The organism is Gordonibacter sp. 28C, assembly GCF_003339845.1.
Lineage (GTDB): Bacteria > Actinomycetota > Coriobacteriia > Coriobacteriales > Eggerthellaceae > Gordonibacter.
In genome coordinates this window covers 361,080-387,307 of the sequence record NZ_PPTR01000001.1, presented here as the reverse complement: position 1 = coordinate 387,307, position 26,228 = coordinate 361,080, and the positions used below count along the sequence as shown (strand labels likewise).

The 26,228-nt window shown below is 63.6% G+C and carries 16 protein-coding genes; 6 read left to right on the top strand and 10 right to left on the bottom strand.

Annotated elements, in window-relative coordinates:
• Window positions 1–168: 168 nt before the first annotated feature.
• The 3 genes from C1878_RS01580 to C1878_RS01570 are packed head-to-tail and all read right to left on the bottom strand — an operon-like array spanning window position 169 to window position 4,118.
• Complete coding sequence (locus C1878_RS01580; protein WP_114599947.1) at window positions 169–972, bottom strand: DmsC/YnfH family molybdoenzyme membrane anchor subunit; 804 nt, start codon at window positions 970–972, stop codon at window positions 169–171.
• 10 nt (window positions 973–982) lie between these two features.
• Window positions 983–1,552 (bottom strand): 4Fe-4S dicluster domain-containing protein, encoded by a 570-nt coding sequence (locus tag C1878_RS01575; RefSeq protein ID WP_114599946.1) that lies wholly within the window; start codon window positions 1,550–1,552, stop codon window positions 983–985.
• Between the two features lie 10 nt (window positions 1,553–1,562).
• A complete protein-coding gene (locus tag C1878_RS01570) occupies window positions 1,563–4,118 on the bottom strand; it encodes a molybdopterin-dependent oxidoreductase (protein WP_114599945.1) in 2,556 nt (851 codons plus the stop codon).
• Window positions 4,119–4,339: 221 nt separating this feature from the next.
• On the opposite strand from C1878_RS01570, the gene C1878_RS01565 reads away from it, so the two are divergent.
• The gene (locus C1878_RS01565) at window positions 4,340–5,563 is read left to right on the top strand and encodes an MFS transporter (protein WP_158539651.1); all 1,224 of its coding nucleotides are present in this window, start codon (window positions 4,340–4,342) and stop codon (window positions 5,561–5,563) included.
• 11 nt (window positions 5,564–5,574) lie between these two features.
• Window positions 5,575–6,276 carry a Crp/Fnr family transcriptional regulator gene (locus tag C1878_RS01560; protein WP_158539650.1) on the top strand — a complete coding sequence of 234 codons (702 nt, stop codon included), beginning with the start codon at window positions 5,575–5,577 and terminating at the stop codon, window positions 6,274–6,276.
• 103 nt (window positions 6,277–6,379) lie between these two features.
• On the opposite strand, the gene C1878_RS01555 is transcribed toward C1878_RS01560, so the two are convergent.
• Window positions 6,380–7,627, bottom strand: a complete 1,248-nt coding sequence (locus tag C1878_RS01555) for an Nramp family divalent metal transporter (protein WP_114599942.1) — start codon at window positions 7,625–7,627, stop codon at window positions 6,380–6,382.
• Window positions 7,628–8,041: 414 nt separating this feature from the next.
• On the bottom strand, window positions 8,042–9,502 hold the full coding sequence (locus C1878_RS01550) for a helix-turn-helix transcriptional regulator (protein WP_114599941.1): 1,461 nt from the start codon (window positions 9,500–9,502) through the stop codon (window positions 8,042–8,044).
• A gap of 296 nt (window positions 9,503–9,798) precedes the next feature.
• On the opposite strand from C1878_RS01550, the gene C1878_RS01545 reads away from it, so the two are divergent.
• A complete protein-coding gene (locus tag C1878_RS01545) occupies window positions 9,799–11,526 on the top strand; it encodes an FAD-dependent oxidoreductase (protein WP_114599940.1) in 1,728 nt (575 codons plus the stop codon).
• A gap of 115 nt (window positions 11,527–11,641) precedes the next feature.
• On the opposite strand, the gene C1878_RS01540 is transcribed toward C1878_RS01545, so the two are convergent.
• Window positions 11,642–12,598, bottom strand: coding sequence for a LuxR C-terminal-related transcriptional regulator (locus C1878_RS01540; RefSeq protein WP_114599939.1), 957 nt, complete (start codon window positions 12,596–12,598; stop codon window positions 11,642–11,644).
• A gap of 356 nt (window positions 12,599–12,954) precedes the next feature.
• On the opposite strand from C1878_RS01540, the gene arcA reads away from it, so the two are divergent.
• Window positions 12,955–14,172, top strand: coding sequence for an arginine deiminase (arcA, locus tag C1878_RS01535; protein WP_114599938.1), 1,218 nt, complete (start codon window positions 12,955–12,957; stop codon window positions 14,170–14,172).
• 214 nt (window positions 14,173–14,386) lie between these two features.
• On the opposite strand, the gene C1878_RS01530 is transcribed toward arcA, so the two are convergent.
• Entirely contained in the window at window positions 14,387–15,592 is a 1,206-nt protein-coding gene (locus tag C1878_RS01530) for an ATP-binding protein (RefSeq protein ID WP_114599937.1), read from the bottom strand.
• 276 nt (window positions 15,593–15,868) lie between these two features.
• Between C1878_RS01530 and C1878_RS01525 the strand changes: the two genes are divergently transcribed.
• Together C1878_RS01525 and C1878_RS01520 are read left to right on the top strand one after the other, a co-directional pair.
• The gene (locus C1878_RS01525; protein ID WP_114599936.1) at window positions 15,869–16,450 is read left to right on the top strand and encodes a helix-turn-helix transcriptional regulator; all 582 of its coding nucleotides are present in this window, start codon (window positions 15,869–15,871) and stop codon (window positions 16,448–16,450) included.
• Window positions 16,451–16,587: 137 nt separating this feature from the next.
• Window positions 16,588–17,175 (top strand): helix-turn-helix transcriptional regulator, encoded by a 588-nt coding sequence (locus C1878_RS01520; RefSeq protein WP_114599935.1) that lies wholly within the window; start codon window positions 16,588–16,590, stop codon window positions 17,173–17,175.
• Between the two features lie 191 nt (window positions 17,176–17,366).
• Here C1878_RS01520 and C1878_RS01515 read toward each other — a convergent pair whose 3' ends face one another.
• The 3 genes from C1878_RS01515 to C1878_RS01505 all read right to left on the bottom strand — a co-directional run bounded on the left by C1878_RS01515 (window position 17,367) and on the right by C1878_RS01505 (window position 26,111).
• Window positions 17,367–18,854 carry a glutamate decarboxylase gene (locus C1878_RS01515; RefSeq protein WP_114599934.1) on the bottom strand — a complete coding sequence of 496 codons (1,488 nt, stop codon included), beginning with the start codon at window positions 18,852–18,854 and terminating at the stop codon, window positions 17,367–17,369.
• 137 nt (window positions 18,855–18,991) lie between these two features.
• Window positions 18,992–21,211 carry an amino acid permease gene (locus C1878_RS01510; protein ID WP_114599933.1) on the bottom strand — a complete coding sequence of 740 codons (2,220 nt, stop codon included), beginning with the start codon at window positions 21,209–21,211 and terminating at the stop codon, window positions 18,992–18,994.
• A 340-nt stretch (window positions 21,212–21,551) separates the two neighbouring features.
• Window positions 21,552–26,111 carry an InlB B-repeat-containing protein gene (locus tag C1878_RS01505; RefSeq protein WP_147272886.1) on the bottom strand — a complete coding sequence of 1,520 codons (4,560 nt, stop codon included), beginning with the start codon at window positions 26,109–26,111 and terminating at the stop codon, window positions 21,552–21,554.
• Between the last annotated feature and the right edge of the window lie 117 nt (window positions 26,112–26,228).

The window sequence follows — 26,228 nt, the reverse complement described above, 5'->3', positions numbered from 1 at the left end:
GCCTATCGACCCGAACAAAGGCCGACGCCCCGCAAGGGACGTCGGCCTTTTCGTCCGCCCCGCACGGGGAGGGAGGAGGCGCGGGGCGGAAACGGAGGGATGCAATGGAAACCCGCACGACGGAGCGCATCGGGGAACCCGCGGAAAGCCCGGATTCGAAAAAGCCCCCTACATCATGCCCGCGGCGAAGAAAGCGTAGCGGGCCAGCACCACGCCCACCGTGGCGAAGGCGCATACGGCCACGGCACCCGCCTGCGCTGGAAGCTTGCCCGCATGCGTCGCACCGGCGGCAACGCTGGCAGCCAGCGGCCCGACGACCCCGGCCGCAACCAGCAGCCCGGTCATATCGGCGCCGATGCGCGCCAGGTGCAGGCCGAACGCCACGAGCACGGCGGCGAAAGCGATCTGGGCGGCTACGTTCGCGCAAGCCAGCTTGCCGCTTGCGAGCGCGCCCCGATCGAGCAGCGCGCACAAGCCCGCACCCAACGCCAGATCGCCCAGCACGAACAGCGGGACGGTGGCAGCCCCGCTCCAAGCGGGCAGGCCCAAGCTGTGGTAGTACGCCAAGCCGGTGACGATCATCAACCCCACGGCCACAACCGCGCCAACCCAGCGCACCGGGCGCGGGGGCGCGCCCTTCACCTTCGCAAACGCCAAGTCGATCACGATGACGACGCCGAACGCGATGGACCAGTACGCTTCTTGGGCGATCATCGAGCCGGGATTCGCCATGCCGTTCGCGAACCGCAGGGGTTGCCCGAGGTGCGCGAGCGTGCCGCACAGCCCGACGCCCAGCAAAACCAGGCAGACCAGCGGAAACAGCCAAGCACAGCAAGGCGCGGCGGACGGCGAGGCGTCGGAACCGCCCGTGCGCAAACCCCCGCACAGCGCGTCGACCACGTACGCCCCGGCGGCAAGGCCGGCGAACGTCGTGAACACCAGAAGAGGAAGCACATGCATAATCATGTTCATCAACCAACCTTTACACGTAGTAGACCGACGGGCGCGTGCCGGCCTCGGGAAGATACGGTTCGGCGTGGCGTTCCTGCATGAGCTTGCTCGGCGCGCTCTCCGGATCGTTCAAGTCGCCGAAGACGCGTGCGTTCGCCGGGCAGGCGGCCACGCAGTACGGGTCGATCCCCTCGGCCACGCGTTCGGCGCAGAACGTGCATTTGCTCATGACATGGTCGACGTCGTTCATCGAAGGCGCCCCGTACGGGCACACCCAGCTGCAGTAGCCGCATGCGATGCACACGTCCTGATTCACCGAGACGATGCCGGTGTCGGGGTCTTTGCGCATGGCGCCGGACGGGCAGTTGTTCACGCACGCCGGATCCTCGCAGTGGTTGCACAGCAGGGGGCGGAACGCCAGCGTCGGACGCGGGAACGTCCCGGTGGACTGGTACAGCACCTCGCCATCGAGGCTCTCCAGATGGTTCCAGTGCGCGCTGCCGGGCACCTCGTTCGATATCTTGCAGCTCACCGTGCAGGTCTGGCAGCCCACGCAGTACTGGGTGTCGATGACCATGCCGTAGTGTTTCTGTTCGGCCATGATTCCTCCTTTACGCTCGCTCGACTTCGACGAGCACGTCGTAGAAGGCGCTGTTCGTCATGCTGTAGGCTTCTTCGGCATCGCAGATGGTGTGATGCGTGAGGTTTTGGTAGCAGCCCTCGATGAAGTAGTCGGGCGTCCACCCGCTCTGCGTGGCCACGGTGCCGGGAACGATGCCCTCGGTGAGGAACGCGCGGATCTTCATGTCGCCGCGGTCGTTCTTCACCCGCACCACGTCGCCGTGCGCGATGCCGCGGGCTTCGGCGTCGACGGGGTTCATTTGCAAAAGCGGCTCGTCCTGCACCACTTCGAGCGCGGGGTTCAGAATGTGCTGCGTGTGCACGTTCAGACGGTCGTGGTACTGGATGTACACGAGCGGGTACTTCTGCGCCAAGTCGCCCTCGCGCGGATCCTCGCACGGCGGTTTCCAGGTGGGCACTTCGTCGTCGAACTCCACCAGAGTCTCGGTGTAGAACTCGAACTTGCCGGTGTCGGTCTTGTAGCCCGCGCCGTCGGCGTAGACGATGGCGGGATCGTAGAGGGCGTCGGAGCGGCCGTAGATGCCCTGCTCCACCACGTCGCGATCCCAATCGAGATCGTCCCAGGCCGGATGGTCGGTGCTCACGAACTGGCGCACCCATTCCTCGTCGGTTTTATCCCAATACGCCTCGACTCCCGTCTTCTTCGCCAGAAGCGACATGATCTCGACGTCGGACTTGCTCTCGCCCATGGGTTCGATGGCAGGCTGGTTGAACATGGCCCAGGGGCTGCGGTCGACCAGGTCCCAGTGCTCCCAGTACGTGCTGGCGGGCAGCACGATGTCGGAGTACTTCGCCGTCCACGTCCACCACGGATCGGCGGTGACGATGAAGTCGATGGCCGGGATGACCTCGTTGATGATGCGGTTGGAGTCGGGGCTCATGTTGACGAAGTTGGAGTTGGCGATCCACAGGAAATCGATGGGCACCGGATCGTGGTCGACCGCCGCCGAGTACACCTGGGAAGAAGGAACCAGGTTCGCCTTCTTGCCCGTGTTCGACCAGTCGGAATAGTCGTACACCGGCCCCGTGTAGCCGGCGACCGGCTTGTTGGTGGCCGTGCCGCCGGCATGGGAGGCGCCGCCGCCGGGAACGCCGATGTAGCCGGCAACCATGGCAAGCGTGGCCACGGTGCGGAAAGGCGCGTAAGAGTGGTACACGCGCTGCATTCCCTGGCCCATGCGGATGCCGGCGGGCTGGGCCTCGATGTACTCTTTGGACAAGCGCTCGACCACGGCCGGTTCGATACCGCAGATCTCGCCAGTTCGCTCGGGGGTGTACTCGGAGCACGCGTCGACCAGGTGGTCGAAGGCGGTGCGGCACGCCACCCCGTCGACCGTGAAGGAACCCGAGAGCGCGGGCCTCGCGGCGCCGCCCTTGATGGCATCCGCTTCGGGCGCGGACATCGCGGCGCCCGTGAGCTCGTCCCAAATCACATAGGTGCCGGCACCGGCCCCCGCCGTGCCCTGAGCCGCCGGCGCGGTGCCGATGGAGCCGGCCTCGGCCGCCTCGGCCCCATCCGCCGTCGCGACGACGGTGCCGTCGACCATGCGAAGGTACGTGCCGTCGTCCTCGCGGATGAGGTACGGGGCCACCGACTCTTCGACCAGCTTGCCTTTAGCGTGCAGATCGTGGCCGATGATCCAGTTCATCATACCCAGGGCGAGCGCAGGGTCGGTCTGGGGGTTGATGGGAATCCACTCGTCGGCTATGGCGGCGGTGGAGCACTGGCGCGGGTCGATGACGATGAGCTTCGCCCCGTTCTTGCGAGCGGCCACGTAATCGCGCAGCTCGGACGTGTGCGTGTCCGCGACGTTGCGGCCCCACGCGATGAGCAGCTTCGAGTTCAAGTAGTCGCGCGAGTCGTGCGCGCCGCGGTGCGTGCCGAACACCATGGTCATGCCCATGGACGCGCCGTGGTCGCCCATGATGCCCTCGATGTCCCACGTGGTGGCGCCCACGGTCGCGGCGAAACGCGTGGGAGCCTCCCACGAGAGCTTGCCCAAATCGCCCGTGAACGAGTAGAACGAGGCCGCCTGCGGGTTTTTGGCCAGAACCGCGTTCAGCTTCTCTGCTATCTCGTCGATAGCCTCGTCCCAGGTGATGCGTTCGAACTCGCCCGAGCCGCGCTCGCCGGTGCGGCGCATGGGGTACATGACGCGCGCGTTCTCGTCCTGCAGGCGCTGGATGTAGCTCATCGAACGCAGGCATGCGTTCGCGTATCCCGGACGCCCCGGCATGTCGCCCGGCTCCACGCGCACGAGCTTGCCGTCGCGCACGGTGCCGCGCAGATGGCAGCGCGACGTGCAGTTCACGGTGCACACGGCGTGCACCGCCCGTTCTCCGGCAGCCGCAGGCGCCTCGTCGGCCAGCGCCTCGCCCGCGCCGATCCCCCTCGCCCCGAAGCCGAGCGCGGACGCCACCGTGATGGCTCCGACGCCTTTGATGAACGTGCGGCGCGTGAGCTTGCCGTCGCGCGTGAAGTATTCGGGTTCGCGCGTCCCGACATACGTTTCGCCGTTCTTCATATCCTCCTCCTTGCTCTCGTCAAACGTCCTCGATGGTTCGGACAACCGACAACGTTACGCTTCCCGCCTCGCGCCTTCCACACACGCCGGTGGGACTGGCACAGGGTTGGGCCGCGCCCCCAAACAAGGAGCGTTCCCACAATGTTGTGGGCGCTGCCCAAGCTTGGCTGGACAACCTTCGAGCAAACGGATAACGTCTCAGCGGTGGGGAGGGGGAAATCGTGACTGCGAAGGGCGAAGAAGAACATGCCCGGCACCGCTGCATCGACGTGATACGCGGACCGAACGGCACCGCCGCGCTCGTTGCCGTTGCGGCCTTTTTGGTGTTCGGGCTCAACAGCACCGAGACGTCGGCGCTTCCGGCTTACGTCATGGAGCTGGGGGGCGGGCCGTTCGTAGCCAGCCTGCAAAACAGCCTGTTCGTCCTTATCGCCGTGCTGCTGCGCATTCCCCTCGAACGCGTTGTCGTTCGGCGCGGCTGCCGCTTCGCCATGGTCTTGGGAGCGCTGGGCTACACGGTGCCCTGCCTGCTCCTGGCAGGCTGCTCCGAGCTCTGGCAGGTCTTGTCCTTGCGTCTGGCGCAAGCACTGGGCCTGGCGGCTTTCCAACCGAGCGTCTCGCAGTATTTGACCGCGTCCTCCCCTTCCCCCGTGCTTGGCCGCCACCTCGGAATCGTGCGGTTCGCGACCACCGCCTCGCTCATGGTTGGTCCCGTGTCCGTCTTTCCTCTGATCGTCGAGCAAGGATACGGTGCGTTCTTCACCGCGCTCGCCGTCGTAGGCGCATGCGGAACCGCCATCGCCTGCGCGTTGCCCGGCAGAAAGCCCGCCGCCGCGTCAAAGCGCCCAGCGCAAGCCGTACCTCGCTCCGACGCCAGCGACGCGGGCTCGCTTCAGATGCGGCAAAAAGCACTGCTGCTCATCGGCCCTTTCCTGTTGGCCTCGGGCTACAGCGTGGTTATGAACTTCGGGCAGCTGCTTTCCCGCAGCGCGTTGGCCGGGTTCAACGACGGCGTGCTGTTCACCTGCCTGAGCGCGGGGGGCCTCGTGGGCAGCCTGGCCGCAGGGTGGGCGGCCGACCGATTCGGCCCCAAGCGAGCCGTCGCCTGCACGATCGCGGCCAACGGGCTGGGGCTGCTGCTCATGGGAATCGCCGTTGGCCCCCTTCCCGTTCTGACGGGGTCGCTGCTGTGCGGCGCAGGTTATTTCGGGGGCATCGCCACGCTCATAGCCGCCGCGGGCACCTCGCTCGGCGGCGGGGCGAGCACGTTCCTCGCGCGCCAGCAGAGCGGATTGGACCTGGGCATGATCGTCGGAGGGCTCGCGGCCGGGCTCATGATGCAAGCCGGCCTCCCGCTGGCTGCGGCGTTTTCAACAGCCTCGGCCGCCGCAGCTGCGGCCCTGCTGGCATGGGGTATGATGTACCCTCGCCGCAAGGACGCGTAAAAGGAGGAGCCATGGAGGCCATCAGCCTGTTCGTGCAGCCGAAACCCCTGTTGAGCGACACGATCGAGCACGGCGTTGCCGAAGGCGTTCTCAAGGGAAGGCCGATCCGGCTCAACCCCGGCGACTACCTGTTTCGAGAAGGCGACGATATGCGCGACACGTTCTATTTGACGCGCGGTCTGGTGAGGTTGTACAGCGACACGCCCGACGGCTACACCAAAACGGTGTTCTTCCACAAGGCCGGAACGCTCATCGGGTTCCAGGGGTTCCGACCCGAAGTCGACCGCAAGCCGTCCATCCTGAACGCGAAGGCGACCACCAAGGTGGAGGCCTACGCCCTCGACGCCGAAAGCTTCGGCGACTACCTCAAAGCGCACGGCGAGGTGTGCTACGCCATGGCGCAGTACCTGTTCGAGATGATGGCGCTGCAAACCCGCGAAGCGGTGAACGCGTCCATCTATCCCGTGCTGCAGCGGTTCTCCGCCCTGCTGCTCACGCTGGCGCGCGAGTTCAACTCGGCCCAGGCGCCAGCCATCGTCCCCTTCAGCAACGAGGAGCTGGCCGAGATGCTGGGCGTGCACGTGAACTCCATCACGAACTCCGTCGTCGCCCTGCGCAACGCCGACTGCGTCGAACGGCAGCGCGGAGCGCTCGTCATCACCGATTTCAGGAAGCTCAAGAGCATCGCCGAGAACCTCATAGCGAGCTCTTAGGGGCGAGTCTCAGGGTGACGAGGCGCGCTGCATGAATCGAATCGCGAAAAAAGCGCCCGCCGAATGGCGGGCGCTTTCGCGTTGCAGCTATACCGGGCGGACGCTAGCCGCCGATCAAGGCCGAAAGCGACGTCAGGAAGCTGGACATATTGCGGTAGCACATGAACAGCGTGATGACGATGATGACCACGCCCGCGCAGTTCGCGAAGATATGGTTCCTCCACTTGCCCAGGTCCTTGCCGTTGGCGCAGTAGATGACGAAGAACGCCATGATGGGCAGCAGGATGGCGTTGGCCGCCTGCGCCACCAAGATGAGCTCGGTCGGGCTCTTGCCCAGCGCGATGGCCATGACGCAGCCGCACACGAGCACGATGATCCAGATGAGCTTGAAACGCAGATCCTTCGTCGTCTTCTTCCATCCCAGCACGCCGTTCACGGCGTAGGCGGCCGAGAACGATGCGGTGATGGCGCTCGAGAAGCCGGCGCACAGAAGGCCGAGGCCGATCATCCACGTGGCCCACGAGCCCAGCAGCGGCTGCAGAGCCAGCGCCATGTCCTTGCCGTTCGTCACCACGGCATCGGTGCCGTAGATGTTCGCAGCGGCGCAGATGAGGATGGCCATGGAGATGATGCCGCCCAGGCCGATGCTCAGCACGGTGTCGAAACGGGCGTCGGAAACCTGCTCGGGATCCTTGAAGCGCTCGGAAGCGCCCGAGGCGTGCAGGAACAGGTTGTACGGCACGATGGTGGTGCCGATGAGGCCCACCGCCGTGAGAATGCCCTTCGATCCCTCTTCGGGCAGCGTCGGCACGAAGAGGCCCGTGGCGATGGCACCCCAATCAGGGCTGGACGCGATGGCCGTCACGAAGAACACGACGCCCATGAACACGACGATGGCCGTGAGGATGACCTCGACCACCTTGTACGAGCCGATCCACATGGCGATGAACGCGCAGATGCCCAGAACCACCACGATGGGCAGCAGGGGGATGTCGGGCGCAACGGCCTGGATGCCCAAGATGCCGCCCGTGATGTTGCCCGTCTCGTACGCGATGTTGCCCACGAAGATGGCGATGATAACAATCACGATAGCAATCCACATGAGAGCTTTGTTGGGAATGCGGTCGCGGATGTTTTCACCCAAACCCTTGCCCGAAACGATACCGACGCGCGAGGCCATCTCCTGGAACACGATGGTGGCCACGGTGGCGAACAGCAACGCCCACAGCATGGTGTATCCGTAGCTCGCACCGGATACCGTGCAGGTGGTGACGGTGCCGGGCCCGATGAAGCCGGCCGCCACGAGCGCGCCAGGTCCAACGTTTTTGAACTTCTGAGCCAGTGAGCTCATACCCTCTCCTTTCCCTTCTTGACAACGAGGTGCAGCGTTTTGCACACCCCATGATCCCCGTTGCACGTTTCGCCTCTGTTGCGAACGCGCAGATTCTGCCCTCGAAAAGGCAATGCCGATCAGATTCGCCTACTTTAGCAGAATGAAGTCCCAACGTATACGTCCTAGCCGCAGATGGATTCGAGCATCGGCGGCGAAGCGTCCCCGAACGCGGCGAGAGACGGCGGCAGCTCGGGCCCGGGTTCGCACGCTCGCTCGGAGCGCTAGAAGAAGCCGCAGCGGTTGCGACCGACTCGCTTGGCCGCGTACAGCGCCTCGTGGGCGCGCCGATAGAGGTCTTCGAACATCGCACCTGCGCCTCTCCCCTTGTCGTGCCCTTGCTATACTTCCGGGCCCAAGAGGAATGCGCAATGCCTATTCTGAGTGCTCAATAAGGTCGATGACCTCGTCGCGAGAATGCACGTCGAGTTTCTGGTAGATGGACTTGATGTGGTACTTCACCGTGTTCTCCGACACGACGAGCTTTTCGGAGACGGCGCGCGCCGTGCGGCCTTGACCCAAATGGACGAGGATCTCGGACTCGCGCGGCGTGAGTCCGTGCGCGCGGGCGAGCAATGCGCAGCGATCGGCCAACGCGTCTCCCTGACGCTCGGCCGTGGGCATGGCGACTTTGCCGTCGTCCTCGTCGGAACCTTGGAGCTTCCTGTCCTTGAACAGGAACATCGACACCATGGCCACCAGATACACCGCCACCAAAGCCACCGCCGTGAGCTCGAGGTTGCCCCGTCCGAAGCTGTCGGCGTTGAACAAGCCCAGCAGCGTGCCGGCCATGCGCGCCGCATTCGTGCATACGAGCGAACACGAGAACAGCAGCGCTGCCGGAAGCTTCGTGTCGTGGACGACATTGGCCAGCATGCACCACAGGATGATGCTCGCCACGAGCGTGCCCAGCTGCGCGCAGGCGTTGGCCAGCCCGCCCCCGCCGTTCCAGATGAGCGGCAGCAGCAAGAAACCGGCGGCCGAAAGCGGCAGGGCCACCTTGTACACCGAGCCCAGGCTCGGACGGCTCTTCACGAACAACGCCGGCAGCAGCAGCGCCACGATGACCACGGCCTGCGTGACGAGCGCCGTCTGTTGGAACGTGGCCAGCGGGATGTCCTGCCGCACCGACACCTGCAGCATGAGCCCGCTCATGAACGAAAGGATGGCCGTGCCCAGCATGGGCCGCCACAACGCCGAAAGCGCGCCCTTGAACACGGGGGCCGAGTACTCCTCGGCGATGGGAGCGCGCGCGTCCAGGCACTTCTTGCAGAACCAGGCCGACGCGAAGAACAGCACGGCCCCCACCGGCAGCATGGCGGCTGCCGGAAGCAACGTGACCAGGAAGTACACCACCAAGCTGGCGACGTTGCTCAGCAGCACGAACAGATAGACGTGGCGCAGGTCGAACGTGCCGCAATAGCGCGCCCACAGCAGGTTGATGAGGGCGTCCCCGGCGCCGAAGAACATGCCGCCGAACACCAGCCACGGAACGAGCGCCTCGAAGGGCACGAAGCCCGCGAACTGGAACGCCATGCGCGTGACCACGAAGCCGGTCGCCGCCACGCCCGCGCACACAACGATAGCCGTGAGCGACGACGACCGGTTCGAGGCCCGGCGCGCAACGGCCATCATGACCAGGTACACCACGAGCCGCGCCGCCACCACCGCCACCAGGAACAGCGACTCCACGTGGGCGCCCGTCTGCCCCAGCGAAGTCAGCACGGTGGGCGATTCGAACGACATGTATCCGAACACCAAGTACAGAGCGTAGCCGCCCATGAACGCCACGTCGCGTGCGCGCATGCCGGCGAACATTTCCCTCAGACGGTTCAATCGGGCCCCTCACCCTTCGCTTTCACGGCTGCCAGTGTAGCCGAAATAGGAACCCCCGTCATCCCAACAATATGGAAACATCGATTACCACCCGTATCGGGTAGGCGGTTCATCGGGGTAAACGTCGAAAACTACCCGGATGCGATGTCGCAACCTCACGTTGAGGAGCGTAGAGTTTCACAGCGTAGGGAGGGTTTCGCAACGCGAATCCTCGTTAGGGGGCGGCGGATAGATCCGCCGGGCGCCGCAGCGGTGCGGCGCCCGGTCCCGTACCCCGCAACGAAAGGAGAGGGAACATGTCAGAAAAAGGTTTGAGTCGCCGCGCGTTCCTCGGCTTCGGTGCCACGGCCGCCGCAGCCGCCGCGGCCGTCGGCATCACCGGCTGCGCGCCGCAGGCCAAGGGCGACGCGGGCGCGTCGGGAGACGCGTCCTCCGCGGGCGGCGCGGCCACGAAGTTCACGCCGGACTTCCTCACGCCGCCCCCCGTGCCCACGGACGTCAAGGACGAGAAGACCTGCGACGTGCTCGTCATCGGCATGGGCTTGGCCGGCACCGCCGCCGCCAAGGAGGCCGCCGAAGCCGGCAAGAAGGTCATCGTGCTGGAGAAGCAGCCCGAGGACAGCTACTCCGTCATATCCATGGCCGGCGACTTCGGCGTGGTTGGCTCGAAGATCCAGAAGGACCTGGGCATCGAATGGGCGCCGAAGGAGGACATCCTCAACGAGTTCGTCAAGGAGACGGGCGGGCGCTGTGACACGTGGATGACGAACTACTGGTACGACCATTCCGGCGAGGACTTCGACTGGTTCATCGAGAACGCCGATTACGAGGTGCTGAAGTCCACCGCCGCGAATCGCGAGACGGACAAGCCCAACTACATCCGCCCGAAGTGCTTCCCGCCGCAGGAGGGCTACAACTACAAAGAAGAGGTGTACCCCTACTTCCACGGCACCATCACCACGAACCCGAACATGCAGTGGGCCTGCCAGGCGGCGTTCGAGGACGCCATGAAGGCCGGCGCCGAGCTTATCTACAACGCCGAGGGCGAGCAGCTCATCGTGGAGGACGGCGCCGTGAAGGGCGCCTACGCCAAGACGAAGGACGGCTACCTGAAGGTGAACGCCAAGGCCGTCGTGCTGTGCTGCGGCGACTACGGCGCGAACCCCGAGATGCGCCACTACTACGCTCCGTGGACCGAGGAGTTCATGGGCGGCGTGGACGACGGCCGCGGCCAGCTCATGGGCATCTGGGCCGGCGGTTGGATGGAGCTGGGCCCGCACGCCCCCATGACGCACCACATGGGCGGGTCGCTGGGCGTGGACAGCTTCCTGCAGCTGAACATGGAGGGCAAGCGCTTCATGAACGAGGACGTGCCCGGCCAGAACATCGCCGACGAGCACACCCGCCAGCCCGTGGCGAAGGACCCCGAGATGGCCGAGGCGGGCGTGAAGGCGTGGCAGATCTTCGACAGCAAGTGGCCCGAGCAGATCGACAAGATGCCCGACGGCCACGGCTACACCACGCACTTCGTGTCCGAGGAAGAGGCTCCGAACTACGAGACGGTGCTCTCCGGCTTCGGCCTGGGCTACACGACGGCCGCCATGGTGGAGGAGCGCACGGACGTCATCGCGAACTCCCTCGAGGAGCTGGCCGAGAAGACGGGTCTGCCCTACGACACGATGAAGGCCGAGATCGAGCGCTACAACGAGCTGTGCCACAAGGGCGTGGACGAGGACTTCGGCAAGATGTCCAAGCGCCTGTTCCCGGTGGAGAACCCGCCGTACTACGCGTGCAAGTTCGGCAACGCGGGCATGCTGGTCATGTTCGGCGGCCTGGAGTGCGACCACGACCTGCACGTGACGAAGGACGGCACGAACGACCCCATCCCCGGCCTGTTCGTGGCCGGCAACACGATGGGCCGCCGCCTGCTGGTGGACTACCCCGTGGTCGTGGCCGGCATCAGCCTGGCCACCGCCCTGTGCTTCGGGCGCCTGGCCGGCAAGAACGCCGCCGCCAGCGTGTAAGCCGGAACATTCCCCGCGGGGCGGCCGGCCTCCCTCCCCTTGACGGCCGCCCCTTCGATCTCGGGCCCCTTGCCATCGGCGAGGGGCCCCGCTTGCTTGACGGGGTTTCGCCGCGCTACGACGTTCTCCAAAAATCCTGCACGAGGGCCTGGCGGTTGGGCTGGCCCGTTTTTTGCAGGATGTTGTGCACGTGCACCTTCACGGTGCTGAGCGCCAGGTGCATCTCCGACGCGATGTTCTGGTTGTCCTTGCCCACCAGCACGTAACGCAGCACCTCGCACTCGCGATCGGACAGCCGGTAGCGCTTGCCGTACATGAGCAGGTTGTCGTCGATGAGCTCTTCCTGCCGTCCGCCCTCGTGCATGGGCGGACGCTCGAAGCGCAGCGACAGCACGCGGAACGCGTCGCGGCAGGCGAAGAACGCGCAGCACAGCATGAGCACGTTCTCGGTGAAGTTGCGCTCGGGCGCATAGGCGCGCGGCCCGAACATGATGGGATCGGGCAGCAGGAACACGCACGCGTCCTCCACCACGATCAAAACGCCCAGCGCCCACAGCGCCACGTACAGCCAGCGATGACGGCGCAGCCGACCGCGCTCGGCCTCGTCCTTCGTCGCGAAATAGCGGAAGCCAGCGAACAGCAGCATCCAGAACAGGTAGAGCTCGCGCGGGAAGTAGAACAGAAAGCTGCGCAGTTCCCCTTCAGGCAGCAGCACGAGCACGCCCACGCTTGCCACCACGAACAGGGCGACGGGGACAACTTTGAGCGCCTTGCGCGTTTCGCCCAGATAGTCGCACACCAAAAGCCAGAACGACGTGAGGAACCCGCCGCCCGTCACCACGAGCGCCAGCGACATGACGATCGCATAGGCCGCCCCCAGCCCCGCGCTCGCCCCGGTGAAGAAGTCGTCTTGGAACACCCATGCCACGTCGAAGAAGTAGAACAGGAAGCCGAAGAAGGCGTAGAGCATGGTGCGCTTGCGCGACACCAGATAAGCGGACAGGCACGCCGCCGACGCCAGAATGGAGCCCAGCAGCACGAAGAGCGTATAGTGGAAGAGCACGAAACCCACGAGCGAGCACCTCTCAGTCGCCTACCTACGGCCATCGAAGGCCTTCGTCCATGATACACGAACGAGCCCCGATGTTCCCGCAGGGGCGGCCTGCAACCTGCCCCCTACGGTCGCCATCCGACGGACGTCATCGCCACCTGCGGTTTAGCGAGGGTTTAGCGCCGACCGAGGCTTGATACACCCCGATCGATGCTCCGGTAAACCCGCTTTACATCTTTCCTTTGTTCCGCAACAGGTGCAAGGTTAAGCCAACGCGTCGCGGGGCTCGCAAAGCCCCAGACGCACTTGGCGAAGATAGGCCGGCGCGCTTAAAGGACGCGCGGGCCGAACAACAGAAGGAAGAAGGAGGGTTGCACATGTCAGGAGTGAACGTCAAGAGCGAGATCAAGCCCTTGAAGAAAGTCCTGCTGCACCGCCCGGGCAAGGAGCTTCTGAACCTGACGCCGAACACGCTCGAAGAGCTGCTGTTCGACGACATCCCGTTCTTGAAGGTGGCCCAGGAGGAGCACGACGCCTTCGCGCAGGCTCTGCGCGACAACGGCGTCGAAGTGTTTTACCTGGAAGACCTCATGGCCGAGGTTCTCGAGGCCAACCCCGAGCTGCGCGAGCAGTTCCTCAAGCAGTGGATCGAAGAGGCCGGCATCCGCACCGACCGCTACCAGAAGATCATCTTCGACTACATGCAGGAGAACTACCCCGACGCCAAGGAACTCGTGCTGAAGACCATGGAGGGCATCAACCTCACCGAGCTTCACACCGACAAGTCCAACTCGCTGGTCGACCTGGTCTCCGAGTCTTCCAAGATGGTCGTGGCCCCCATGCCGAACCTGTACTTCACCCGCGACCCGTTCGCGATGATCGGCAACGGCGTGTCCATCAACCGCATGTACTCCGAGACCCGCAACCGCGAGACCATCTACGGCGAGTACATCTTCACGCATCATCCCATGCTGAAGGGCACCCCCGAGTACTACAGCCGCTACAACACGTTCCACATCGAGGGCGGCGACATCCTCAACATCAACGACAAGGTGCTGGCCATCGGCATCTCCCAGCGCACCGAGCCCGACGCCATCGACGCCATCGCGAAGAACATCTTCAACGATCCGACGAGCCCCATCGAGACCATCCTGGCGTTCAACATCCCGAACTCCCGCGCCTTCATGCACCTCGACACCGTGTTCACGCAGATCGACACGGACAAGTTCACCATCCATCCCGGCATCATGGGCCCGCTGACGGTGTTCGAGATCACCGCCGAAGGCGAGGGCATCAAGGTCAAGGAAGTGAACGGCACGCTGGAGAGCATCCTGGAGACCTACATCGGCCATCCCGTGGAGCTCATCCCCTGCGGCGGCGGCGACCGCATCGCGGCCGAGCGCGAGCAGTGGAACGACGGCTCGAACACGCTGTGCATCGCCCCGGGCAAGATCGTGGTGTACGAGCGCAACGACGTCACGAACAAAGTGCTGCGCGACAAGGGCCTCGACCTCATCATCGTCCCGTCCGCCGAGCTGTCCCGCGGCCGCGGCGGCCCACGCTGCATGAGCATGCCCATCGAGCGCGAGGACTAAGCTTTCCAACTCCCCTTTGGGCGCATGCACGCGACCAGCCTCCGTGCATGCGCCCTCCTTCATGCTGTTGCCGCAGCGCTGAGCCCGGTCCCACTGGCGAACGAGAACCGGGCTCAGCGCTGCGGCAACCATGTTTCCACCGGCGCCCCCTGCGCTTCGGTATCGGCCTTCGCCATCCGATACCGAAGCGCAGGGGGCGCTTTGCGATTGCGGATCACTGCTCCTCGAGGAGCCAGTCGACGACGTTCGTCACTTCGACGCCGTCCTCGAAACCTAGCCCCATGCGGTCGTACGTGAGCAAAAGACTTCGTGCGCCGCCGCGCGCCAGCCCCCGCAACGGCGCCAGCTCGCGCTTCCGCGTCTCGGCATCTAGCACGCTGGCCGACACCTGCACATACAGCTTTTCCTCCGCCTTCTCGGCCACGAAGTCTATCTCGAGAGAATCGGTTTTTCCTACGCGCAGCTCGTAGCCGCGCAGCTTCAACTCGTTGCACACGGCGTTTTCAAGCGCGAACCCGTAGTCTCCGCGAGGAAAGCCCAGCAACATGTTCTTGACTCCCAGATCGGATGGATAGTATTTGTCCAGGCCCTGCAGCAGTCCTCCTCCCTTCACGTCGAGACGGCGCACGCGGTAGAACAAGAACGCGTCGACAAGCGCTTGCAGATACCGCTCGATCGTTTCCCCCGACGTTTTGCGATGGGCGCTCTTCAGCCGGTTTTCGATAGCGGTAACCGAGACTCTCGAGCCAGCAGTGTTTGCAAGGAAACAGGCAATGTCGTTAAACACAAGGGGATTGCGGATCTGCACATGCTGCGCGACGTCTTTCACGAACACGGTGTTGTAAATGCCCGAGAGCACGGTTTGGGCCAGATCGCGGTCGTCCCCCTGCTCGACGACCGGCGGCAAACCCCCGAATTCAAGGTAGCGCTCGAAAGCCTTTTCCACGTCCTGTTCTTCGGCGAAAGCGAGGAATTCCTTGAAAGACAACGGGAACACGCCCACTTCCACATATCGACCGGACAGCAACGTTGCAAGCTGGCTCGAGAGCAAATAGGCGTTCGAGCCCGTCAGGTACACGTCAACGTCGAAATCAACGCGCATGGCGTTCACAGCCTTCTCCCACGATTCGACCAACTGGACTTCGTCGAGGAGCAGATAGCAATGACCCTTTCCTTCCACCCGCTCACGCATCCGCGAAACCAAATCGCGGTAATCCACGATGTCGAAGCATGCAGAAGACTCGAAGTTCATCTCAATGATGCGGTCTCCCGGGACACCTTTTTGCTTCAACCTGCCTGCGAAGAGCTTCAAGAGAGAAGATTTGCCCGAGCGTCGCATGCCTACGACGACCTTGATCAAGCCGTTGTCGCGTAGAGCTTCCAGCTGGGCTAGGTAACGGGGTCGATTCTTCAACTCCATGCAATATCTCCTTAATACAGGTGCTTCATGTTTCCTAGTATACCCGAAAACTTTGGAGATTTATTTTAACTTTTCCGGGTATAATCGGAAAAATAATCGAAGGGCCTGGAGCAGCAGGTCGGCCGCCACGCGGCGACGCGAATCCGTTCCGCCGCAGATCATCCACGTTGTCAAAGACATTTTGCAGCGCCGGCGGGCCCCGTTTCGCCCCTGCAAAAGACTTTGGGTGGTATCGTGGAAGCCGATAGGGCATCCTCTCTCCACGGAAAGGGAACTATGGAGCTCGGCATCCGCATCAAGCAGCACCGCGCCGCGCGCGGCCTCTCGCAGGAGGACCTCGCCGGGAAGATCTACGTCTCCCGGCAGACCGTATCCAACTGGGAAACCGACAAAACCTACCCAGACGTGGAAAGCCTGCTGCTCCTAAGCTCCCTCTTCGACGTATCGGTGGACGATCTAGTCAGAGGAGATGTCGAAATGCTGCAGGAAACCGCACGCGCCAACGCAAAGAAGCTGAATTTCTGGGGAGGACTGTCCCTTGCCTCCGCAGCCCTCGCGCTGCTCGTTTTGACGGGCGGGGTCTTCCTCTTCGGCATACCCGGAACATTCTTTGTGACGCTCGTTCCGACTTTTGCGTGTGCCGTCGCAGCTTACCGAGGGTCACGCATCATGAAGAGCATCGACGTAGTGACCACCGCCGAGATGGTGGCGCTTCTTGAGGGAAAACCCATCAACCGCGACGAGGCGAAGCGCAAGCAGTACCGCAAGTGCGTCGCCATCATCACCATCATAGTCACGGTTGTCTCCGGCTGCATTGGCGCGTTCATCGGCCTCATGGCCTACAAGGCCGGCTTCTAAGTTAGCATTATACCTGATCAAACACCATGTAAAGCACTTTTGACGACGTGAATCGAGCGTGGAACGCCCTCCGTCAAGACCATTTGATGGTACACTGGCCCGCATCATGGCAACCTGTGATCAGCGAAGGGAAACGCATGGAGCTCGGCAGTCAGATCAAACGTCATCGGACGGAACGCGGACTCTCGCAAGACGACCTCGCGGCGAAGATCTACGTTTCGCGCCAGACCGTCTCGAGTTGGGAGAACGACAAAACCTACCCCGACGTGGAAAGCCTGCTCTTGCTCAGCGTCCTCTTCGACGTAACAGTCGACGAACTGATCAAAGGAGACGTGGAAGCCATGAAGAAAGCGATTTCGAACGACTACAAGAAGATGGCCGCACTCGCCAGCGGGGGCCTGGCCATCGCCATCGTAGGGGCCGTGGCCGCCGTCGGCGGCATCGGCTGGTGGGACTGGGGCGTCGTGCCGTCGGTCATCATCGGCTTGCTGGTGTGGGGCATCGGCATGGCCATGCTCGTACGCGTTGAGCGCATGAAGAAGGAGCACGACCTGGTGACGTACCGCGAGCTGGTCGCGTATTCGAAGGGCGAGCCCATCGACCGCAACAACCCGCGCAGCCAACGCGCCCGCCGGCACCGCTTTCTCAAGGGCGCGGTGCTCACGCTGGCCGCAGCGGCCGTCGGCGCCCTTATCGGGTACTTCGGGTACATGTTCTTCGGATAACGCGCGGCACCTATTCCTCGCCCATCATCCCATGGAGCAGCTCCTCGCGCAGCGTCAGGCGTTGCCGTAGTTGCCGTAATACGCCACCAAACCGAGGAGCGCGCCACGAGAAAACGCCCCGGCCGGATGGTCGGGGCGTTCGGTGGATCGACAATCGGAAATCGACGTTCAGCGACAAAATAGCGTAGCGTCTACTTCTGCGGCGTCTTGGCCTTCGTCTGCACCTGCTCGCCCTTGTCGACGGCGGAGCGACCGCCGTGGTTGAAGCCGGTGTTGATGACGCCCTGGGTGTTGCCGGTGACGAACTTCGCCTTGCTCAGCGTGTCCATCTCCTTCTTCATGTCCTCCACCAGCTTGATGCACAGTTGCATGGAGAAGTCGGCGCGCGCCACGACGCGCTGGACGGTGGTGTCCTGCATGTCGGCGGGCATCGGGTACGCCGGCACCAGCCAGCCGCTCATGCGCAGGCGGTCGGACAGGTCGTACAGCGACCACTCCACGTCGGCGTCGTCTTTCAGCCCCCAGCATACGATGGGGATGTGCGACGCGTCCTCGTAGATCTCGAAGATGCCCATCTCCTTGAGCTCGGCGGCCAGGTAGCGCGCCACGTCGAGCGTGCGCTCCTGGATCTCGCGGAAGCCCTCGAAGCCGTTGCGCATGAGCACGTAGTACTGGCCCACGATCTGCGACGCGGAGCGCGAGAAGTTGATGGCCATGGTGGCTTCCTCGCCGCCCAGGTAGCTCACCCAGAAGATCAGGTCCTCGGGCAGCGCTTCCTTGCTGCGCCACACCACCCAGCCGATGCCGGGGTACACCAGGCCGTACTTGTGGCCGGAGCAGTTGATGGACCACACGTTCTTCAGCTGGAAGTCCCACACCAGGTCGGGCTCCACGAACGGGGCGAACATGCCGCCCGACGCGCCGTCCACGTGTATGCGGATGGGAAGCTTCGGGTGCTCCTGGTTGTAGGCCTCCACGAGCTCGTCGAGCTTCTGCACGTCGTCGAACTTGCCGGTGTACGTGATGCCGAGGATGGCCGTGATGCCGATGGTGTGGTCGTCCACGTAGTCCATGACCGTGTCCATGTTCAGCGACAGATGGTCCTTTTCAAGCGGCACGAGGCGCATCTCGACGTCCCAGTAGCGGCAGAACTTTTCCCAGCACACCTGGTAGCCGGCCGAGATGACCAGGTTCGGGCGCGTCTCGGTGTAGATGTCGATGCCAGCGGCCTTCGCCAGCTTCTTCCAGCGGAACAGCATGCCCAAGCCGCCCAGCATGCAGGCCTCGGACGAGCCTACGGTGGACGTGCCCATGGGCTCCTCGTCGGGGTTCGCGTGCCACAAATCGCCGATCATGGCCACGCAGCGGTTCTCGAGGTCGGCCGTCATGGGGTACTCGTCCTTGTCGATGGCGTTCTTCTCCATCGTCTCGGCCATGATCTTCGTGGCCATGGGCTCCATGTACGTCTGGCAGAACGTGGTGAGGTTCTGCGTGGCGTTGCCCTCGATGGACAGGTACTCCTTGATCATCTCGTAGGCGATGCGCGGCTCGACCGGCTGCTCGTTCATCTTGAGACGCGGCATGGCCACGTCGGATGCCTCGGAGCCGAAGATAGGGGTGCTGTACTTCGTGCCCTCGTCCATACTGTCGAGAATCTTGCTGGTTGATTGCTCCTTCATATAAACCTCCTGTACGTAGGGTTGGAACCTGAATTGACGGGCGAATGGGTGCCCCGCCTGCACCGCGACCGGCGGCGCAGGCGGGGCGTGCCGGCGCAGAGCGTCGCGTCGGCCGCCTACCCGTTGCCTCGACGACGCTAGCGGCCCGGCTGGTTCGTGTCGATGCCGGTCTCGCGACGCGGTTCGGGCGTGTCAGGGTCGGCGCGGGGCACGCCCTCGCCCACCACGGCCTGGGTGACGCTGGCGCGCAGCGACGGGTCGCCTTCAGCCTCGCGCTCAATCAGATCGTCGCGAACCTTTCCCGCATCCTTAGCGCCGTCCTTGCGAGCATGCGCCGCGGCGGGCGCCTCGCACGAAGGCGGTGCGTCATGGGCGCCCCCGCCTGTGTCGAGGTCGATCTCGCGTACCTCCACGGCGTCGCGCATGACGGGCTGGGGCTCGGCCGGCACGTCGTTCGCACCGACCGTGGGGCCGGAATCGACGGACACCGGTCCCGACGGGCGGCTGGTCACGCTGACCACGGCTGCGGAGATGCCGCGCGCTATGGCGGCGCCCATGTCGGACCCGGGGCCGCCTCCGGCAGTCGAGCCCAAGGCACCGGCTCCGGCAGGCTTCGAACCGCCGTTGCGCAGGTTCTCGGACGCCCGCGTGCGCTTGTTGATGGGCCCGCTGTCGCCAAGCGTGCTCGACGTCACCGACGGGGCCATGCCCTTCTTCGGATCGACCTCCGCCGGATCAACCGACTGCGCCGCCTTCCGAGCCTGCGGCCCCAGCGGCACCGAGCGCGACGCGGTGCCGATCGGCATGCCGGATCCCGTGACGCCGGCCGCGCCTCCGCCCACCGCAGTCTTGGACGTCGGCCCCTGGGGAGCCCAACGATGCCGCAGGCTGTAGATGATGAACGGGATGGCCACCGATACCACGAATGCGACGCCGAGCGTGGCCTGGTACACCATGTTCGACTGGGCGTCGAGGTTCGACGACGGGAAGAACGAGATGATGAGCGTGGCCACGGTCATGATGAGTCCCACGGCCGCCACGATTGCCTTGAAGGGCGTGCCGCCGGGAAGCTGGAACGAGCGCTGCAGGTTCTTCTTCTTGAAGATCAGGTAGAAGTACCCCAAGAAGAACAGCACGTAGCCCACCAGGTAGATGACCACCGTCAGGCCGATGGCCGTGAGGTAGCCCACCGACGAGCTCGAGCCGCCGGATAGCGCGATGGAACCGCACAGCACCGCATCCCACACCGTGACGATGACGGCCTGGATGACCACGGTCTTCACCGACACGCCGTTCTTATTCACCTTCTTGAAGGACGGCGGCAGGATGCCGTCGTGCGCCGTGTCGAGCAGCGCGCGCGACGGGCCGACGATCCATGCGGATATCTCGGCCAGCACGCCCAAAGCCAGCAGCAGCGCCACCACGAACACGATCCAGCTCATGGACGGCCCGATATGCTGCACGAAGATGGAACGGAACGCCTCGATCACGCCGAAGGACAGGTTGCCGTCCAACACCGAGGCCGGCAGGGTGGTGGCCACGGCCAAGCCGCCCAGCGCGTCGAGCGCGATGGTGAGGACGGCCAAGATGATCATAGCCAGCGGGTAATTGCGGTTCGGGTTCTTCAACTCGTTCACGTGCGACGCAGACGCCTCGACGCCCATGTACGCCAAGATGAACGAGGCGAAGATCACGAGCGTGTCCACCTTGCCGAAGTCGGGCACGAACGTGGCCGGTGTCATGGAAATCTGCGAGGCGCCACCCGTGGCGAAGTAGTAGATCAAACCCACCAGAAGCACGAGCACCGGGACGATGATGCCGCCCACGAAGCCCACCTTGGAGATGCGGGCCGTGTACTTCGTGCCGCCCAGCTGCGTGAGCGTGAGCAGCCACACGATGGCCGCCACGCCGAAGAACATGACCAGCGGGTTGTTGTACAGCGCGTCCCACCGAAACACGTAGGCCAGAGCGGCCAGGATGAAGAACGACATGGTGACGAAGCCGACGGTGATCTGGAACCACTGGAAGAACAGCGCCGCGAAGCCCCAGCGCCTACCCAGCGTGTTGCCCACCCACGCGAAGATGCCGCCGGACTCCCACCCCTTCACCGTGGCCATCTCCGCCGCGCACAGCGCCACGGGCAAGAACCACAGGATGCCGCCGATGATCAAGAAGAACACCAGCTGGAATCCGGACGAGGCGAACGACGGATACTCGTACACCGTCATCACCATCGATGCGGTGATTGCAAAAAACCCGAAGAACGTCAATGACCGTTTGAACGACGGACGGCTCGCCTGCCCCACGGGACCGGGATCGGCCGAGGGCGCGACCGCCTGCTGACGGGATTCGCTCATGCTCCAACTCCTTTCTTTGGTTTGCTGCAAGGTGGGCTTGCTTCAACGCGTTCGAGCGGGAACACGCAGCGACGCCGTTGCAGGGTTTCGTTGTTCCCGAGTGTTGTACCAAAGAAGAGGGGTGCAAAAACGGCTACGGGAGGGGTTTAACCCTCCCGTAGCCGTTTCGTTGGAGCAAGGTTTGCTGAAGCCTACCGGCCTTGCTTATCTTTGAAAAAACTCTATCGTTACGCATATCCTCCGCTCGTGGATATCGAACGAGGATGGGAAGCCGAGGGACTTGGGACCCATGCACGAACCCCCAAGCCCCATTCCGGGCAACCCTGCGTGAAGCAGCTGATTATCGGCGGTTTTCGGCCGCATGACGCCGCGCAAGGAGCAGACCCGCGCCACCTACGGCCGCTGCCAGGACGAGCAGGGCCGCCCCGCCCTTGAGCAAGCCGTCTCCGGTCTTCACCATCTTGCCCAGGGCCGGAGGACGGGATCCGTTCACCGTCGTCTTCACCTTGTTGGTGCCGCTTACCTGGTTTTCGGCCGCCGGGGTGTCGGGCCTCGTCGCCGTTTCCTGCCAGAGCGCCACGTTGGCGATCTCGGTGCCGTCCCGGCATTCGTTGACGCGAACCTTGAGCGTGAGGTCGAGGGACGTTCCGGAAGGCAATCCTTCGCCGATCCACCACTTCACGTAGTTCTCGCTCGAGCCCGTTGTTCCGTAGATGCCGCGTTCGTCGCACCCGACGAAGGTGGTGTTGGCAGGGATGATGTCCTTCACGAAGATGCCGTCGCTCTTGTAACCGCCCTTGTTGGCAACGTGGATGGTGTAGGTGAGGATGTCGCCCGGCTTCGCGACGTCCTTGTCAACACTCTTGGTCACTTCGACGACGGTCGACGGATCTTTCTCGAAGTGAGCCGTGAACGTGGCCGCCTCGTAGATGCCGGAGGACTTGGCGACAGCGTCCACCTGGGCGGGAGACAGCGTTGCGTCGGTCGTCTCGGTGGCGTCGACGTCGTTAGTCCACTTCACAAAGTGATATCCGGGATTCGCCGTGGCCGTGGAGCCCGAGGCGGCGCCGGTGGCCGGAGCCAGGGCCTCGCCGGAGGGCGAGACGCCGCCCATCGTGGAATCGTTGGATGCGTAGACCAAGCCGATGTTGGCGTTCTCGGCAAAGTGCGCCGTAAAGGTGACGGGCTCGTAGATGCCGGAAGATTTTGCCACCGCGTCCACCTGCGCGGCAGAGAGGACCGCGTCGGTCGTCACGGTGGAGTCGAGGTTGTTGGTCCAACTCACGAAATGATAACCGGGTTTTGCCGCAGCCGTTGAACCGGAAGCGGAACCGGTGGCCGGAGCCAGGGACTCGCTCGCCGGCGAGACCGAGCCAGCGGCGGCGCTATCGGAAACGTAGGTTAGCTCGATGTTGGCGTTCGGAGCAAAATGCGCCGTGAACGTGACCGGCACGTAGACGCCGGAGGTTTTGGCTACGGCGTCCACCTGGCTACCTGTGAGCCACGCGTCAGTGGTTTCGGCGGAGTTGACGTTGTTCGTCCATTTCACGAAATGGTAGCCGGGAGCGGCCGTGGCTGTGGAGCCCAAAGCGGCGCCCGTAGCCGGATGCACCAGCTCGGAAATCGGCAGAACCGAGCCCATGGACGAGTCCCCTGAAACATAGGAGATGGTCACGTCGGCGTCCTCGGCGAAGTGCGCCGTGAACGTGACCGGCACGTAGATGCCGGAGGTCTTGGCCACCGCATCAACCTGCGCACCCGTAAGGGTTGCGTCGGCAGTTTCGGTGGCGTCGACGTCGTTGGTCCACTTCACGAAGTGGTAGCCGGGAAGAGCCGTGGCCGTGGAACCGGCCGCAGTGCCCGTGACCGGGGCAAGCGACTCGCTCTGCGGCGACACGGTGCCCATGGAGGCGTTGATCGAGGCGTAGGCAAGGGGAACGTTGGCCTTCTCCTTGAAAAGCGCCATGAACACCGTGTCGCCCGTGATGGCCACGCTGGAAGGATCGTTCGTCGTGTCGCTTTTGAACGAGCCGTCGCCCTTGGCCATGCTGTAGCTCCACGCAGGCGAAGCCAGCTCGAAGCCGGTATTCGGCGTGACGGTCACGCCGGTCATCGTGGGATTGGAGCCGTGATCGACCGTCTCCGGCCCGCCGGCGACCACGCCCTTGTCCGTGTCGGACGACACGTAGCTCACCGAATGCGCGTCGACGGCCCACTGCGCGTACAGCGTAACATCTTGGGAGATGTTGTAGGTCTGCCCGACGTTGTAAGCCTGACCGGTTCCGTTCGCCTCGGTGTTCCAACCAACGAAATGATGGTGGGCATAGGTGAACGCGTTGCCCAAAGGCGCCCAAGCCGCACCCTCGGCGTACGGGCTATCAGGATCGGTCATGGTGCCGGAGCCGCCATTGGCGTCGTAGGTGACGGTGAACGCCTTTTGGTTGGTCGCAAGCGCCTCGCAACCTTCGACGTCGCTGCTGCTCATAGAGAACTCGCCCGTCGAAGATATCGCGATGCCTCCGATGTGGGTGAAAGCGAGCGAGTCGGAAGCGTAAGGAGCCGGAACGCTGACCTCGACGGCACGATACGTGCTGTTGGAAGTCATCGCGCCCAGCAAGACTTTGCCGTCGACGCCCGTAGTTCCCTGAACCACGTTCCCCAGGCTATCGCGATAGTCGCTCCATGCGCCATCGGAACCTTGGATTTGAACCTTGAAAACAGCGCCTTGGATAGGGGCGTGCGTTAAAACGTCCACCTTGGTGATGCGAAGCTCGCCTTTGCTGGGAACGGCCACGACCGTGTTTCCGGGCACCGAGTAGGCGGAGGAGGCGATGGTCGAGGTGGAGGTTGAGCCTTGAGCGTTCGTCCGGGTGTATTCAACTGCGTTCGTCAACCCTGAAAGGGGATAGGGGGTTCCCGCGTAATCGGCGTAATACTCGATCTGGAATGCTTGGACGTTGCCGCCAACAACGTTGCCGTCGCCGTAAATGGCACTGAGGGTCGCGTTGCTCGTAACGGCATCGCCCCACGTCGCCGTCGCGTTGACCCCGCTGCCGGGGGTGCCCGGCGATCCCAGGTTGACCATGAGGGTCATTGCCCCCGTGGCCGGATCCGTATGGACGCCATAGGTGAGCGGCGCCGCCTGAACGCGACTCCGGAAGGAGCCCAAGGATTCTCCGGCACCTTGCACCACCTCGGAAATTGTCCCGTTGGCGACAAGGTCGACGTTCTTGAGCACTTTCGTCGTTGGCGTGGTGGTTGGATTCGGATTGTTCGTATGGGCATCCACCGTCGCCGTAGTCACATCGTACAGCGTCGCCCAGATTTTCGGTTTGCCGTTGCCGTTGCGATCGCCGCAGATCGCCTTCACGTTGGACCCGCCTGGCACGGTATCCTCGAAGAAGGCGTTGGATACCGTGCCGTCTTCTTTGAAATGATTGAGGTTGGTGCCGCCGGATTGATACAGGCCGAGCATGGACTGATAATTGAACTGCACGTTGAAATGCGCCGAGGTCAAAAGAGTCGATCCCGTCGGTGCGTCGGAGCCCCAATACGCCTTGTTGTCCCATGTCCACTCGCTCAGGACATCGGTGGAAGGCGGCGTAGTGTTGGTGGAGAACTCATACGTGACGGTGTTTTTGCCGTTCTGCAAGTCGGAAGAGCCGATGACGACCTTTCCGGACGCATCTGCTGCGATCGCCTGCTTCGTTCCGTCGGCTTTCGTCAAAGTAACGCTTTTAAGGGTCTCGCCGACATTCGGAGTGCCGGTGATTTCGGAGGATCCGCTGTTCAGCAAAACGGAAACGGCACCGCCGGAAAGCGAGGCGGAGCCGTTGCCGACGGAGGTAACGTTTAACAGTTTGCCGCCCTTGAAGCCGAGGGAGACGGTTTCGCTGGCAACGGTTAGCGCCTCGTTGGAATCTGCGGACAAATCGAGATTCTTAGCCGCAAACTTTTCGAAATACCCTGGGAACGTCCCGTACAATCCCACAAACCCCATATCCTCTGCCGCCTGGTTGAAAGCGATGACGATCTTGCCGTCGGCCGTCAAGGTCAACGTGGCCACAACGGTTCCACCCGCAGTGGCAACGTTGCTCGTCCAGCCACCGGCGAACCGGTAGAGATCGGCAAGGTTGGTGGGGATGGTGACGGTGTCGCCGTTTTTGAAGGAGTTTTGCACCCCGCTGAAGGCAACGTTCCAATTGAACGCGAGCTCGCACCTGTCTCCCGGCCAGATGCCGGCGTTGGGCGTCATGCCCAGATTGGTGACCTCGACCTTGAAATTCGGCGAGTCCGGCGTGTAGTCCGTGCCGGCCAGCGGGGAAACGTCGTCGGAAAAAGGCACGGCCTCTGGAACTTCGACATCGGCATCCTCGCTAATGTCGGCTTCCGGCTGCATCGCCTCCACCGGCGGCGGCGTCTGCGCAGCGGCCTTTTCGGCGGCGAGACGCGCGGCTTCCGCCGCGGTCGTCGCCCGCTCCTCTGCGTTATCGATCTTGTGCGACATGTCCACGGTTCCGGAGTAGATCTCGTACGCGTAGTAGCCGACGTTTTGACCGTCCACGCTGCCGTACACGCGGTAGAAGTCCCCGCCGTTCACGGTGTAATAGTACAGCGTGTAGGCCTGCTCGGGGCGATCGGCCCGGTTCAGCACCTGATAGTAATCGGGCACCCGCGTCTGCTCGCCAGCAGTCAAGCCCTCGTCGGGATCGACTTCGGTAAAACGCAAGGCCGCCGCCTCGATGCCCGACATTGCGAGCGCCGATTGCTCGGTGCCGTCGGAGACTGTCTCCTCCGAACGCTCGGACCCCTCGTCGGCCAGCGCGGAAAGCGCGCCAACGGGAACGAGGGCGACTGTCAAAGCGAACGCGCACAATACGCGCAGAAGCTTTGGCGTCATGCCAGGTTTTGCTCTCATGCAACCACCCCAATCGCTTGTTGTCAGCCCGAACCCAGTTCCCCCTGGGACATCCGCGCCCGCACTGAACAATTTGTCTCAGGGTACTTTTACCACCTT